The organism is Sphingobacterium sp. G1-14 (assembly GCF_002196555.1).
Taxonomy (GTDB): Bacteria; Bacteroidota; Bacteroidia; order Sphingobacteriales; family Sphingobacteriaceae; genus Sphingobacterium; species Sphingobacterium siyangense.
Map to the genome: position 1 here is coordinate 4371395 of NZ_CP021381.1, position 15347 is coordinate 4386741.

Annotated in this window: 9 protein-coding genes; 3 read left to right on the forward strand and 6 right to left on the reverse strand. The window is 40.5% G+C overall.

What is annotated here, in order from left to right:
• Window positions 1-222 precede the first annotated feature (222 nt).
• A complete protein-coding gene (locus CBM24_RS18960) occupies window positions 223-4329 on the reverse strand; it encodes a two-component regulator propeller domain-containing protein (RefSeq protein ID WP_157698523.1) in 4107 nt (1368 codons plus the stop codon).
• 262 nt (window positions 4330-4591) lie between these two features.
• Between CBM24_RS18960 and CBM24_RS18965 the strand changes: the two genes are divergently transcribed.
• A complete protein-coding gene (locus tag CBM24_RS18965; RefSeq protein ID WP_088162313.1) occupies window positions 4592-6883 on the forward strand; it encodes a family 20 glycosylhydrolase in 2292 nt (763 codons plus the stop codon).
• Between the two features lie 86 nt (window positions 6884-6969).
• Here the strand turns inward: CBM24_RS18965 and CBM24_RS18970 are convergent, their stop codons facing one another.
• Together CBM24_RS18970 and CBM24_RS18975 are read right to left on the reverse strand one after the other, a co-directional pair.
• Window positions 6970-9414, reverse strand: a complete 2445-nt coding sequence (locus CBM24_RS18970) for a PIG-L family deacetylase (RefSeq protein ID WP_088162314.1) — start codon at window positions 9412-9414, stop codon at window positions 6970-6972.
• 150 nt (window positions 9415-9564) lie between these two features.
• Complete coding sequence (locus tag CBM24_RS18975; protein ID WP_088162315.1) at window positions 9565-10596, reverse strand: sulfite exporter TauE/SafE family protein; 1032 nt, start codon at window positions 10594-10596, stop codon at window positions 9565-9567.
• 261 nt (window positions 10597-10857) lie between these two features.
• Between CBM24_RS18975 and CBM24_RS18980 the strand changes: the two genes are divergently transcribed.
• Entirely contained in the window at window positions 10858-11097 is a 240-nt protein-coding gene (locus CBM24_RS18980) for a hypothetical protein (protein ID WP_139145043.1), read from the forward strand.
• Between the two features lie 13 nt (window positions 11098-11110).
• On the opposite strand, the gene CBM24_RS18985 is transcribed toward CBM24_RS18980, so the two are convergent.
• Together CBM24_RS18985 and CBM24_RS18990 are read right to left on the reverse strand one after the other, a co-directional pair.
• Window positions 11111-11824: a LytR/AlgR family response regulator transcription factor gene (locus tag CBM24_RS18985; protein ID WP_088162316.1), complete on the reverse strand. Its 714-nt coding sequence runs from the start codon at window positions 11822-11824 to the stop codon at window positions 11111-11113.
• Complete coding sequence (locus tag CBM24_RS18990) at window positions 11821-12882, reverse strand: sensor histidine kinase (protein ID WP_088162317.1); 1062 nt, start codon at window positions 12880-12882, stop codon at window positions 11821-11823. Before CBM24_RS18990 ends, CBM24_RS18985 begins: the two co-directional genes overlap by 4 nt.
• A gap of 232 nt (window positions 12883-13114) precedes the next feature.
• Between CBM24_RS18990 and CBM24_RS18995 the strand changes: the two genes are divergently transcribed.
• Window positions 13115-14092: a hypothetical protein gene (locus tag CBM24_RS18995; protein ID WP_088162318.1), complete on the forward strand. Its 978-nt coding sequence runs from the start codon at window positions 13115-13117 to the stop codon at window positions 14090-14092.
• Here the strand turns inward: CBM24_RS18995 and CBM24_RS19000 are convergent.
• Window positions 14076-14762 (reverse strand): class I SAM-dependent methyltransferase, encoded by a 687-nt coding sequence (locus CBM24_RS19000; RefSeq protein ID WP_088162319.1) that lies wholly within the window; start codon window positions 14760-14762, stop codon window positions 14076-14078. The genes CBM24_RS18995 and CBM24_RS19000 overlap by 17 nt on opposite strands.
• Between the last annotated feature and the right edge of the window lie 585 nt (window positions 14763-15347).

The window sequence follows — 15347 nt, forward strand, 5'->3', positions numbered from 1 at the left end:
CTACCTAGATTTATAATTGGATTAATACCTCAAACTTAGCCGATTTTGCAGCATTCTATCGTACACAAATCCGTCAAAAAACATATATTTTTTAGTCAAAAACAGCTTTTTAAATATATTTAAGGCATATTTTATGTTTTTTTTCTCAAACTGATCTACGAAAAAACTATGCCCCTAGCTATGTTTAAATAGTAGGGGCATACTTATCTGATGTGGATTGTTTTAATACACTACGCGAGCTTTATTGTCGGATCGTTGATATTCGGAAGGTAGCTGGCCAAACTCCTCTTTAAAACATTGTCGAAAATAAATCGCACTATTGATTCCGACCATAAATGACACTTCAGTCACGTTATACTTCCCGGTCCGAAGTAGATCTGCCGCCTTATGGATACGTATCTTACGTACCAGTTGATTGATATTTTTCCCTGTGATGCCTTTCAATTTCCGATAAAGGGTAGACTGACTCATATTCATGCGATCAGCGAGGGCAGCAGCATCCAATACCTCATCCTGCATATGCTGTTCGACAATCTGCATAAAATCCTGAACAAATTCATTTTCACGCCAGAGTTCCTCCGTAGGCTTTTGTTCTAGTTCTATATTGGTAGTTGAAAAAGATGATTTTGTATTTAAACTTTCCAAAATCAGTTCATTGATCTGTTTCTGTCGGCTCAATAGATTGTCAATACGTTTGAAAAGTAAAGCTGCTGTAACTGGTTTGATCAGGTAGGAGTCTATCCCCAGATCATAGCCCCGTTGTCGGTCTGCATCGGTGTTTTTTGCTGTCAATAGCAACAGTGGGATATGACTTGTGCTACGTTCCTGTTTCAATTGCTGTACAAGCTGAAAACCATCCATATCGGGCATCATAATATCACTGATCACCAAATCGGGCACTCTAGCCATCGCCATTTGATAGCCTACAGTTCCATTTTCGGCGAGCACTACATCATACTGTCTTTGCAAGGTACTTCCCAGATATTCACGAAGTTCCAGATCATCCTCAACCAATAGCACTAGCGGACGTTGCGAAGAAACAGGCAGCTCGCCATTCTCAACAGGTAATCGATCGGTTTTCAATTTTACTGTAAAGGTGGTACCAAGACCAAATGTACTATTCACATCAATCTTTCCATGATGGATCGCCACAAGTTCTTTCACCAAGGCCAGACCAATACCCGTACCCTGAGTACCTGTACCCGCAACCTGATAATACTTTTCAAAAATCCTACCGATATCTTCTTTGTCAATACCTACTCCTGTATCTTCTACGGACAACACCGCCCAATGGTCCAAATCCGATTCTTCGTAATGCAAGCTTAGTTTAATATAACCTGACTCGGTATATTTATAGGCATTCGACAATAAATTATCGACGATCAATTGTACGATTTCGGCATCAAATAGCGTACGTGAATCCTTCACAGGGAGTTCAGACAACACCCGAAGACCAGGTTTGTGATTCAATGTTTTGTATTTATGGGCAAGATCTACGAGCATTTCTCCCAAAGACCCAGCTTCAGGTACAAAGGGTTTAAACTGCGATTCTACCTTCCTAAATTCCAACAACTGGTTGACCAATGTGAAGAGTCTATTAGCGCTTTTCTGTACCGTCTGAACCAGTTCGCGATGTTTTTCAGTAAGCTGCTGCTCTTGGGACAGGTCGTCAAGGGGGCCTAGAATCAACGTCAAAGGTGTCCGTAGCTCGTGTGTTATATGCGTATAGAAATTTAGGCGCTCTGCATGTAACTGTTCGTCCTGCACATGTTGCCGCTCTTTCAGTTTTAGTTCGGATTCAGCTTTCATTTTTTTGAAATAGAAAGAAATGATAATATATCCAATTAGCAGCACAAGGAGCAGATACACGATCTTGGCGGATAAACTGAGATAAAAAGGTGGCGCAATGTTGATCAATAGATGCTGGTAGTCCTGCGACCATTGCCCATTTTTCATCCGGGTACGAATCAGTAGCTCATGTTCACCGTAGGGTATATTACGAAAATCGAGATTGGTCTCGTTTCCCAGAAAGATCCAGTCATTATTAAGCCCTTGCAATTTATAGCCAAACTCGACCAAACCGTCTAGAGCAAAGTCCATGACAGCAAGTTCGATACGAAAGCTATTTTCATCATAATTGAGTTCAATCGCCTTTGTCGGCGAGGGATATTTATCGACCTGCGTACCGGACTCTCCGGATCGAAAAACAATAAATCGGCTAATACTTAGGGGCGAGGTTGGTAAATTGGACGGGATTGTGGCTGGGTTGAAATAACACATTCCTTCCTGCATCCCAAAATACAGTCGACCTTCACTGTCTTTTCCTACACTTGCATTGATAAAACCTCCCAAAGGCAAACCGAAAGACTGGTCATATTGTAGAAAACGTCTTTCTTTCGGGACATAGCGTAACATCCCCGATTTGGTCGAACACCAAATATTTCCGGTCTGATCTTCTGCGAGTCCATTGACAAAAAGCCATGCATTCCCTCCCGGAGGCATCAATAGAGACAGATCACCAATCTTCTTACCCGCTTCCTGTACAGCCAGTCCTTGATTTGTAGCCACCCAGATATTGTTATTTCTATCCCGCAACAAATGATTAATCGTGTTATTTTGCAAGCCATTACCCTTGTCCATTTTTCGAAGCAGTTTATGCTGAGGATCGTAAACATAGAGTCCTTGCCCATAAGTTCCGACCCACATGTTGTGTTGGCCATCTTCCATCAACGTTCGGGGCGCATAATCGCCAAGCATTGGTTTGTTGATCAAAAGCTTCTGGACATGCCCCTTTCCTTCATCATATATAAATACCCCTTGATGTGCTGCAAACCAGATCTGTCCCAAATGGTCCTCATAAATCGCGCGTACCTCCGTCACAGGCTCACCTAAATCAATGGTTTTCCAAACGGACGATCCAGCATATTGAACGGCAATTCCACCTTTACGTAATCCGAGCCAAACATGTTGATGCTGGTCCTTAAAAGCTGTTAGCAGGAAATCGTCTGCCCCACCATTCTTTTTGGTAATCTGTCTCAATAAACGCCCTTCCGCATTCATTTCGACCAGACCTGAACCTTCAGTCGCCAAACGTATTGTCCGATTTTCCCCCACCAATACATTGCTCACTGTTGCCAGTCGATCCGGCAGCATATTGTCTGATGGAAAGAAACTAAAGAAGGGGGCTATATGACTCACAACTCCCAAGCCACCACCATATAACGCTAGCCAAACGTTTCCAAACCGATCGGGAGTAATATGCTGAACCATCGTATTATTGCCTTTCCCCAGATCAAAACGCTCTACATGCTGTACGGCTTCAATACGCTTATCATAACCATAGCTCGGCTGCAATAAAAAGAGTTGCGACGATTCGGCGCCTATCCACAATGTATGGCCAATTTCCTTAATCGCATATACAAAAGGTTCATTTCCATTTTTTGCCAATCCTGCCAAAGAAATCTGCTGTAGTTTACCGGAAGCTGGATGATACACAGCCAGCCCCTTTCGGGTCCCTATCCACATATTGCCGGCTTGATCACAAAACAAAACTTTAATTTCATTATCTGGTAATTGTCCGGAGGTATTGTGATTAGTTAGTCTTTTCAAAGAATGGCTAATGGGATCCATTATTGTTAAACCTTCGTTAACATGCCCGATGTAAAGCATTCTTTTTTGATCTTCGGCCAGAGACCAAATGCTATTTTCGGGAAGACCCGGAAAATTCTTTTTATTGAAATGACTAAATTCTCCCGTTACCGGATCAAAATGCTGCACCCCTTGATGGTAGGTCGCTAACCACAATTTCCCATCCTTGCCTTCAATCATATCCGTAATATCATTCGTGGCTATGGATTTTGGATTAGCTGCATCATGTGTATAATAACTGAATCTATTTGTGCCTAGGTCAAGCACATTCAGCCCATTGGACCTTGTTCCGATATACACTTTCCTGTCTGCATACAGCAACGTATTAATTTCATTGCTATTGATCGATTGACCGTCCTGCTTATCGGCGGCATAATATGATTTAAAAGACTTTCCCGCATAACGGTTCAGCCCCAGCTCTGTGGCTACCCACATAAATCCTTCATCGTCATGCACGATATCCAGTACCTGCTGATTGCTTAAGCCATCTTGAAGGGAAAAAAAATGGGCATTGTTGGGCTGTCCATAAACATAGGCCAACTGCCAAAGAAAAACAATAATAATGAGAAAATTTTTCATAGCTCCGCCACCACCAAATAAGTTAACAACACCAACCTGTTCTCTTGAATGGGATCCTTTGCCGACTATCATTCGCCCCAATCCATTTGCAACTTTTTGCAAAATTGTTGAGCACCACAACAACTATACAATGAAAATATTCAGGATATAAACACAACATAGGCCCATTCAAATAAAGGTTATTTTCAAGTTAAAGATAAGAATAAATATATAAATGTCAAACAAACATTTATAATAGTACCAAGAGGAATATCGTGCATAATCTCACGGAATATTGATCAACTAAAATTACCTACCAATACCTGAAATATTGGTATATTGCAACAAAATCTAATAACACTTGTGAATCACAAAAAACACGTTCATGAATAAAATCTTCTCAACCTTACTCCTATCCTGTGCCCTGTACCTGCCGACACTAAATTTTGCGCAACAAAAAAATGCACTTCCTCAACTCATTCCATTTCCGCAGCAATTGGAGGCTAAGCCAGGCCATTTTCAGCTAAAGGGTCAAGAATTGGGTTACTATATTGATCCAGCCCTATCTTCTAAATCATTATCGGGATGGATCGACCATTCCCTATTCGGGAAACTGAACAAAAAAAACGTAAAGAAAGCCAGCGCTACGTTGCAATTGATTAAAAATCAAGGCCTCTCAAATGAGGGGTATGAATTGATCATAGATCAAAAAGGTATCCAGATCATCGCCGCATCTGAAAAGGGTGCATTTTATGGATTACAAACAATCCAGCAATTATATTTACTCTCAGGAACAACAGCTAAGCTTGCTCTCCCCTATGTAACGGTCAAAGACGAGCCAGCTTTCCAATGGCGAGGTGTCGAACTCGATGTAGCCCGTCATTTTTTTCCAAAAGATTATATTTATAAATTTATCGATCTACTTGCAACCTACAAGTTTAACAAATTTCACCTGCACCTGACAGACGATCAAGGTTGGCGCATAGAAATCAAAAAATACCCCAAACTAACCGAACAAGGGGCTTGGCGGACGTATAACAATCAGGATTCTGCCTGCTTTGTGAAAGCCAAGGAAAATCCCGACTTTAATCTGCCTAAGGAATTGATCCGCACAACAAACGGAAAGGAAGAATATGGCGGTTATTATACACAACAGGATATCAGGGACATTGTAGCTTATGCGGGCAGCCGACAAATAGAAATCATTCCGGAAATAGATATGCCAGGGCATATGATGGTAGCTACAAAGGCCTATCCCGAACTCCTATTGGACAGTCAGTCCGCGGGCTGGGGAAAACAATTTTCTGTACCGATCAGCCCCTGGAAAGAAAGCAGTTATACTTTTGTTGAGAATGTACTAAGCGAAATCATTGAGCTATTCCCATCACATTATATTCACATTGGTGCCGACGAGGTAGAAAAAGACTCCTGGTCAAAATCAGCAGCTGCGCAGGCTTTTATGAAAGAAAAGCAAATACCTAACTTACATGATCTGCAAGGTTATTTCGTCAAAAGAGTGAACAATTTTATCCGTTCAAAAAATAAACAGAGTATCGGCTGGGATGAAATATTGGACGGCAGTTCCGATACCAGCATGATGGTCATGTACTGGCGTGGTTGGGTAAAAAATGCACCTATGGAAGCTGTTAACCGTGGTCACAGGGTCGTTATGACACCTACAAATCCGCTTTATTTTGATTACCTTCCAAATAGCAGCAGCCTAGATGCCGTGTACAATATGAGCGTGGTACCTTCGGATATATCCAGCCAAAAAGCACATTTGATCCAAGGTGCACAAGCCAATATCTGGACAGAAATGATCCCCTCAACCGCGCGGTTAGAGTTTATGATCCTCCCACGTTTAAGTGCTTTATCGGAACGCGTATGGACCAACAAATCCCTGTATGATAGCTATAGAAATCGAGTGATTGCACACTTTGGACTCTGGAACAAAATGGGTTTACGGTATCGTATGCCAGACCTCAACGGTTTCGCCGAAACACAGGTAATTGTCGACGGACAATCTACACTAAAAGTCTCGAATGAACTTCCCCAAAATCCAATACATTATACCACCGATGGTAGTCTTCCAACAAAGCAAAGCGCAGTGCTGAACGGCTCTCTTGTCGTTAAAAAAGAAGGCCCTATTCGTTTTGCGACAATCTCGCCTTCGGGTGCAAAAAGTGAGCTCTATCAGGTTGATTTTAAAAATGATACTTGGAAAAAGGGTATAAAAGTTGATGAAAGCACGGTGGTTCCGGGTCTTACGGCAACATTTTTCAATGGAACTTTTACCAATACTTCTGCCATTTCGGGTCCCGAAGTGCGTCAGGAAGTGATTAACAATGTAGCGCTAAGCGATACCATCAAAATGCCTTCTTTTGGTGCAAAAATAAGAGGATACCTCTACGTCAAAGAAAAAGGAATCTATAATTTCTATTTTACTTGTGATGATGGTGGTGTCCTGCGGATCCATGATCAGCTTGTCGTTGATAATGACGGGCAGCATGCACCGATTATGAAAAGCGGACAGATTGCGCTAGAAACAGGCTACCACCCAATTGCTGTAGATTTCCTTGAAGCTGGAGGAGGTTTCACTTTAAAACTTCAGTACAATGTCAATGATTCAAAAGTGATCGATATTCCCAAAGCGTCTTTTTTCCATAAAAAGGATTAGAAAAAATCGACATAAAATAGCAGTTATACCATCCCCAGTGCAGTCAATACGCACTGGGGATTTTTTTTACCCGACAAGATTCTGGTCTAACGCGAAGCTAGGGATAACATATTCGCAAAAAGCCGATATGCCCCTGCTACTCCTGCTGGCAGTTGTCTAAACAGCGACAGGCTGTTATAGATATAATAACCTTTTCCTTTTTTGTGCAGTAGCAATAACCCATCTTCCGTACGATTATCTCCATTTTGCCCACGCAGTATCGGTTCAAAATCCGAAGCCCATTTTTGAGGTAAAAAAAGTGCCCGGTCCTGCACCCAATTTTGAAAATCATACTGTCCGATTACATTAGGGTATTTCAATATGCGATGGGAAGGGTTCAAAAATGATATATGGCTTTCCGTATCTGTAATTCTTTCCGGGGAAACCACTAAAGGATAAGCTCCAACCTCCGTCAAATGCAAATCATACGGCGTATTATACTGCCCTATCAATACACCGCCCTGCTCAACATAGTCACGAAAAAGCTGATGAAATCCCGTAATTAGGGGATGGCTATTGTATATTCGTATTCCCAAAACCACTGCATCAAAGCCTGAGAGATCCATTTCCCCAATTGACTCAAATGGAATAATCTCCAAATGACCAACAAGCTGGCGTAAGCTCCCTGCAAGTTCATCGTTCATCCCCGAAATATAAGCAACTTTCTGGGCCGTAATATTCACGGGTAAATTTAGCACCCGCAATATGCCCTTGGGAAAGTAAGTTACTTGATTAACATGTGGATAAACAATACTTCTGGATGTGAACGGATACCGCCCTGTAGCCGTCTCAATCTCAAAGCCGATCTCTTGAATATATTCTTGCTGCGCAGGCGAACTCAACTCAAAGCTAAGCTTCTCGGTTGCATTACCCGCTATATTGAGTTCAATTTCTTTCGGAAATACATCGAGCCCATCCGGTAGCGTAAGCTTAACCTTTATGGCTAAGGCTTCGGGGGTATTAGATTGCAGCTCTAAAGCAATTGAACGTTTGGTTGCATTAGAGAGCACCACGATATCCGACTCAAAAGTTGCTGTCACCGGAGGGGCAACTGCAACAGGACCAGCAGCATGTTTTACAGGTAGCTTAACCGCAATCGGTAAGCCAGCAAACTGCAGTTCCAAATGAACAGACAATTCAGTCCCAAATTGTGTCAATACAACATCAGCAGGCGACGCCGGCGCATAGTTATGTGCATCGCCCTCAGCACTAAGCCAAGTTGGAAAAGTAGGTAAAATCGTATCCAGAAGCTGACCATTTAAATGGATCGTCTTCGAAGGTGACAAAGTAAAGTCTTTTTGCTCTCCGTTACGAATAAATGGAACTTTCACCGTGGTCAGCTGTAGATTGGATTCCGATGGGATATGCGCATTCAGGACCATGTTAACCTCGGTCCCTGGTACCCACAGTTCCTCAATAGCCTGTACTTCCAAAGAAACACCAGCAAAGTCGAGCAGAAGACGCTCTACCTCAGCTCGCTTTTCATGGATAACATGACCATCGGGAACAATCCTCATCCAAAATAAAATCGTTCCAAGCTCCAAGACAAGTTCTGCTGTATCTGACTCACATTTTGCAATGAGGTCGTCCACCAAGCGATTAAATACGAGTGAATAAGAATCTTGAGCAGTATATTGCGTAAAAATAGCGGGCTGTCTCTCCGAACTGATCGGTGTACCTTTTAATAATTCAAAATATTCGGTGCTAGGCTGATGCCGAACAAGACTTCCCATGGCCTGAGAACGATGCCTATTACGGCTTTCTGCAGCAATCTCACCATAATGAAAGTCCAAAGAGCCGTGTCTCACTGGAATATCCAGCGAAAAATATGCTGGCAAAGGCCTTACTTCTCCACCGATATCCTTCACACCACTGTCCTGATACACATTCCACAACAGCTGCCGAGCCTTCCAAGGCTCCAATTCGGAGAGCTGTTCTATATAAGCTGATGGATCAGCGGCCAGATCAAAAGCCTTTGCCGCTAGAATTGCTGAAGCCTGATGATGTCCATGTGAGTCCGGGACACCCGGTGAAAAACGTGTTACAATTACAGTAGGGCGAAAATAACGGATGGTCCAAACCATATCGGCAAGTACACCGTTTTCATCCCATCGTGCCAGCGTTTCATCGACAGATTTTGCAAATCCAAAATCCTTAGCACGTGTAAAAAACTGTTTTGTTCCCTCAATTGCACGGGCTGCAAGTGATTCCTGCACCCGAAGTACACCTAGATCCAGTCCCTTTTCTGTGCCTATAAAATTCTGTCCACCCTCACCACGCGTCACGGAAAGATAGGCCGTATCGACCAACTGATGCTGAGCCAAAAAGGTCAACAATTTATTGTTCTCGTCGTCCGGATGAGCACCGATATATAAAACACGATCAGACATTTTAAGCCTACATAACGCACGCATCATCATTTGTTCTTTACGCGAAAAAGCCTGATCTAAATGTTGTTCGTGTGCCTGTTGTGCTAAATATTCCAATGCCATATCCTTCCTACTAAATATTTCTACGGCTCAAATATAGGAATATTTTTCAATAAACTACTAAATAGGTGGATTATATATTTTAACCAAGAATTAGTATTAATTATAATGGAGGATTAGCGTTAAAAATAAACATGTTGCTCGTAAAAAACACTAATCTAATCGTGTCAATACACCTTCTTTATGGGCGTAAAATTCATAGCTGGCTCCTTTTCTAAACTGCATAACCTTTTCGATATGGATACTCCTATGGTTTTTGCTGAGGGTAAAGTATTTTTGCCGGAGCTGAAGCGGCAGACCAGTCCAGTGAATAGATCGTTCGAATTCCAGACCATGAGCTTTACTATATTCCAAGACAAGATTTGTTTCTCTCCAGCTCAAAGTAAGCTCGGTTTTATTTGGCGAATGAGCCAAGCTAATCAGCAAACTATCCTGATCGACAATCTTACGCGAACTACCGACCAACAATACTGCTCCCGAAACCACCATAGCGCCATAACCTATTTTTTTAAAGAGCTTATCACTGACATAGGGCAATATAAATTTGACTGTCACTGAAGAGACTATTGTTGCTATGGCAATAGCCAAACCCAGTCCCAAGGCTGCCTTAGAATACAGACCTAAAATAATATAAATAATAAGCTTTACGAGATGTAAAAACACTTCATTTGCGGCACGGGTGGCTATAATCTCTTCTTTGGAAAGGCCCATTCTCAGATAGAACCGATTAAACAGCAACCCAATCGCACCTGTTATTCCCGAAATAAAGCCGGAAAGAAAACCAATAATTGCCAAAAAAGATTTCGAATACTTATTTTCCGATGGCAAATCCGCATTTTTTGATCCAAATAATTGGGGGATATTTCCAATAAGGAAAAACGCGACAATCAACTGCAAATAAGAGGGTTCGATATATTTAATCAGATATCCCCCCAATAGTACAGCTGGAATGGAAAACGGCACAAACCATAAAAAGATTTTCCAGTTGATATGCCGTTTAAAAACGACTATTCTTGAGACTGAACTTGTAAATGTACCGATAGTCAACGAGAAAGGAATGACCGATGAAGGTAACATAAAATTCAAGAGAGGTATAAGGATAAGACTTGCCCCTCCTCCACAGATAGCGCTGATCCAAAAAGCGACTATCGTGCTTAAAAATAGGATAACTAAATTTGTAATCATATTTCAAAAACTAAAAAGCTACTTAACTGTAACACCTGACAAAGATGCCTCCCCTTTCTGTAGAAATTTAGAATTGATAGCCGCTGGTATTTATTTTTGATGTACATCATGCGTACACTGCCTGCTCAATCTTGTTTTGTATAAAAATTAAATGCTTTCGTATAATATCGATTTCCCGGTGTCACCAGGAACATAAATTTGTAAGGATACCTCAGGTGATTGGGGAATCAAATGATTTTGAACGCAAATAAATTAGTAGCGATGAAAGTTAGGCAAGTGTTGATTTTTAAAAGTTCTGTGAAGACCAAAGACAAGAAAAATTTTTTGATGCAATTGGTCAAAACTCATCTTCCACAAGTACAAGATGCCACGGTTGATCTTGATGATGAGGATGCTATTTTCCGGTTCGAAACAGAAGAGTGTTGTGTCGACTATCTGACAAATTTCCTACGTAGTTATGGTATCCAAGTTGATTTTCTGGATCGCTTTGTGGTTGCCTAGGATAACTATTCGATCAAAGTAGCCCTCCGGTATATTGTTTAAAGAAAGATTCTCGATAAATCTCACCAATCGGGATTTCAAACTTATCGATGTAAACAGTATGGTTATCAAAAGAATCAATAAACGATAAATTAATCAGATAGGATTTGCTGGTACGCGCAAACAGGCTCACCGGAAGTTTCTGGTGAATTGTCTTCAAATTCATTGCAGTAATCAGTTTATTATTCCGGGTATAGATAACCACATAATCTTTGAGTGCTTCTATAAAGCGAATATCAGTAAATGCAATTTTATAGTATTTCCTATCCGATTTAATAAAAAGTGCATCCTCACTGGCCTTCTCAACCGTACTTTGGTTTTCTTTTAACGCTAGTAATTTTTTATAGGCCATTGCTTTATCGATCGCTTTGGCTAAGCGGTCTTTATTAATCGGTTTCAGCAGATAATCTATTGCATCCAATTCGTAACTTTTCAGTGCATATTGCGCATAGGCAGTCGTCAGGATAACCAGCTTGTCATTTGGAAGAGACTGTGCAAAATCGAGTCCATTGACCGTCGGCATCTCGATATCCAAAAAAAGCAAGTCCACCGGGTTTGTCTTAATACATTCCAATGCCGATATCGCATTGGAAAATGTACCGACTATCTGAATAGACGAAATTTCTTCGATTAAATTTTTCATTTCCTCCCTAGCCAGGGGTTCATCGTCTACAATAATGCAATTCATAAGGGAATAGTAAGTTTAACGCTATATAATGTCTCAGTTGTTGACACCGAAAGTTCATAATCATTTCTATACAGCAGATCCAGTCGTCTTTTGGCATTAGCCAATCCCAGTCCGCTATATTTGCTTCGGACAAATGAGTTGTCGGGATCTTTCGAATTTTCACATTCAAAACAAAGCTGCTGATCCGTCTCAGAAAAATGGATTGTGATGAAAGTATCAGCATCACCGGCGCTGAGACTATGTTTAATCGCGTTTTCAACAAAGGCCGTAAATAGATGCGGCGGTAGAAATACACCCTTTTTTTCCAATTCTATTGGGCAAGATATACATGTTTTTAGGTTATCGCGGCGTATTTCCTCCAATTTCAGGAAATTGCTTATAAAATTGATTTCGGACTTCAGAAGTGTCTTATCATCGTTATTTTCATACAGCTGATATCTTAGAAAATCTGATAACTTCATGATGACCTCGGTAGCCATATTCGGATCTTTTCGAATTAAAGCTTTAACGTTGTTCAGCATGTTGAATAAAAAATGTGGCTGAATCTGATTTTTTAAGGAAACAAGCTCTGTGGTCAAAGCCAGGTTTTTCAGTTCAGAAATACGCTTATTGTCTTCCAACCAACGTTTAAAAAGCTTAAATGTCGTGGTGGTTAGAATAATCGGAATACAGATAAATAATGCGGCGATTAGCCCCATAGAGTCCGACTCCGGTTTTTTTATAGCGGGAATATGAATGGAATAGATGTAATTTGCAATGTACATGACTACCAGCAAACTGGCTGTTACCAGCAATATCAGTGCTAAGACATATAACTCATATTTGGCCTTAAAGAAAAACTTTGGGATCAGTACATACATATTGGCGTAAAACATGCAGACGAATACAAACCATAGGATAATAGAAAAATAAAACCGGTAACTCCCTTGAAAATGAGAACTCGAATTTGCATTTGCAAAGAGCAACAGTAAGCCGATCAGAAAAACCACGTGTCGCAGTGGCCTGAATTTATTTTCTGTAAAATACCTTAAAACAATGCTATTATTGAAGTCTTGCATGCATTAGAATGATTTTAACCTAAATAACAAAAATAAAGCTTTTCTTGGCAAGAATCCGATCTCTTATACGAAGACCTGTTTTTTTTATACCAAAACTGGGAGATGATTTTTAACGTTCCTTTTCACTGTTCCCCTAAATTGGACTTTTGTATAAAAACAACACCTGTTGGTCTAAAAAAAAATTCCACCTACAAATTTCGGCTATCCTTACAATGATTTTAATCATACATTTATGCAAAAAATACTTTTAGTGTTTGTACTATTGTTTCGTATATCCACTTCAATCGCACAGACTAAAGATAGCGTACAGCAAAAAGTGAGGGCTGTTGTTACCGACAAATTCCCCATAACACGGGTTCTCAATTTGACCTATGAATCCAATACAGGATACCGTTATTCATCAAAACTCCAAGGTCAGGATTTACCTAAAACAAAAGTAGAATCGATGTACCAAGCCGGAGGTAGTATCAACATTAATTTTTTAAAGAGCAGAACCTGGAACTTGGGTACCAATATTGGCTATCAATTCACTTCTATCAACTCCAATCGTCTAGACCCCATCGCACAATCCACCATACAGTCAACCCATCAATATCATTATCATTACGAATCACTTAATCTTACCCGTTATTCACGTTTATGGGGCAAAGTAGCATTTTATACCGCAACGGTTGCTGCCAATGGGAGTGAAAAAGCAATAGAACGCATTAATGGGATATTATCTGCTACTGTGGTACTAAAAGCTACGCGGGAGATTCAAATGGCGGTGGGCCTCATCGGCTTTATAGATCCGGCAGCAATTATTCCGGTTTTCCCAACCTTTGCCTACAAGCAACAATTTGCCAATGGGATGATACTTGATGTCATCTTACCTAAAGGAGCCTACCTTCGAAAAGAGGTCTTGCGGAATGGCCGCGTTTCAATAGGTTCCGATTTAAATAGTACGATCTTCTACCTCTATAACTTTCAGGGCGCTGAAAAAGTATATACCTTCAGTCAGATGGAGATCAATTCGGGTCTGACTTATGAACATAACCTGGGCCGATCTTTTATTGCTACCCTTAAATCAGGACTAAAAACCATACCTCGTGCACGCGTATTTGAAAAAAACAAAACCCAGCGCGATTATGTATGGGAAGCAAGTCCTGATCCTTCGTTTTATATTAATGCAGGGCTTTCCTTCAATCCCTTTGCTAAGAAAAGGAAATAATATCTTTTTTTCGGGTTATCCACCCCATATAAATCGATGATTGAAAGAATCGAACAGGAGGTTCAAATCCAGCTTCCTCACAGAGCTCGGCTAATCGTTCTTCCGAGACATGCAACAATTCATGCTCGATTCTTCGCAATCTTTGAGCGACCTGTATTTCATCTATCCCCTTGGGCAGAAGAAGCCTCAACAACTGCAAGTTTTGTTGAATCTGCTCCTTATTGCCCGTAATATCTAATAATAACAAGGGTGCTTGCGACATCATTCTCTTGGAAATATCTTGGAGCAGAACCAATTTTTCGCCATTGTCTTCTAAAAAGTGTAATACAAGCAAAAGCGTCGCAGCACCATATTGTTTCTCTTCGTCCAAATCACTTACCACACCTTCGACAAGATGAACATTCTCATCCGCTTCAAATTTTTCCAGGGCCTGACTAATCAACTCAGGCGACGGATCTACCCCGGTTATTGTCCAAGATTCTGCTGTGTCAACAAAACGTTCTATTTCATTTCCTGTGCCACATCCGACCACCAATAAATCCTTATTTTCAGTTTCTCGGAGGAGCTTTGGCAACTGATCTAAAAAATAATGGTAATTGGGAATCCAGCTCTCAACAAATTGGTCATAGCCACTTGCGCGCTCATTTTCAAACAGTTCTACTTTATTCATCTAGCTAACAATAATCGTTCAATATAAAATCAGTATGCAGTTAAAAGGTATACCTTTTCTGCATTCCAAATATACATTCAAAGTCATCTATTTAAAACTATTCTAAATAACTAATGATTATTCTGACAATCTCGTTACTTATATTTCACCGAATAGATCGGTCAAAGAGTGTCTATATTTAGGTTATATCAATACTATTTTTTTGAGAGCGTGTTAATTACATTTTTCAGATCGATTCCTTTCGCCAATCAAGGCCTAAAGATATTACCAGCGTGTACATGTATTCAATAGCATTAAAATAAGCCTCCACTTTCTTATAATACTTTTTTAGTATCGACATTAATACAAGTTAAAACCTTAAAGGTATTATTTTAGAAATTACATTCTGCTCATAGTTAATTTTATCGTGCATGGTGACGATAATTGTCCCACAACTATGCTGTCCTTTTACTATACAATTTCAAAATTGCTATAATACTTTGAAATTTTTGGAATCAGAAGGATGATTTTCAACCATCATGATCAAGCGTTTTAGGAAGAGATCCCTATTTTTTTTATGGGGGATTGATGAAGGTTCAGAACCGT

Coding starts and splice junctions, on each gene's coding strand:
- CBM24_RS18970 (WP_088162314.1), bottom strand. CDS start 9,414: ATGGCATTGGAATATTTAGCACAACAGGCACACGAACAACATTTAGAT.
- CBM24_RS18995 (WP_088162318.1), top strand. CDS start 13,115: ATGCAAAAAATACTTTTAGTGTTTGTACTATTGTTTCGTATATCCACT.
- CBM24_RS19000 (WP_088162319.1), bottom strand. CDS start 14,762: ATGAATAAAGTAGAACTGTTTGAAAATGAGCGCGCAAGTGGCTATGAC.
- CBM24_RS18975 (WP_088162315.1), bottom strand. CDS start 10,596: ATGATTACAAATTTAGTTATCCTATTTTTAAGCACGATAGTCGCTTTT.
- CBM24_RS18965 (WP_088162313.1), top strand. CDS start 4,592: ATGAATAAAATCTTCTCAACCTTACTCCTATCCTGTGCCCTGTACCTG.
- CBM24_RS18980 (WP_139145043.1), top strand. CDS start 10,858: ATGAAAGTTAGGCAAGTGTTGATTTTTAAAAGTTCTGTGAAGACCAAA.
- CBM24_RS18985 (WP_088162316.1), bottom strand. CDS start 11,824: ATGAATTGCATTATTGTAGACGATGAACCCCTGGCTAGGGAGGAAATG.
- CBM24_RS18990 (WP_088162317.1), bottom strand. CDS start 12,882: ATGCAAGACTTCAATAATAGCATTGTTTTAAGGTATTTTACAGAAAAT.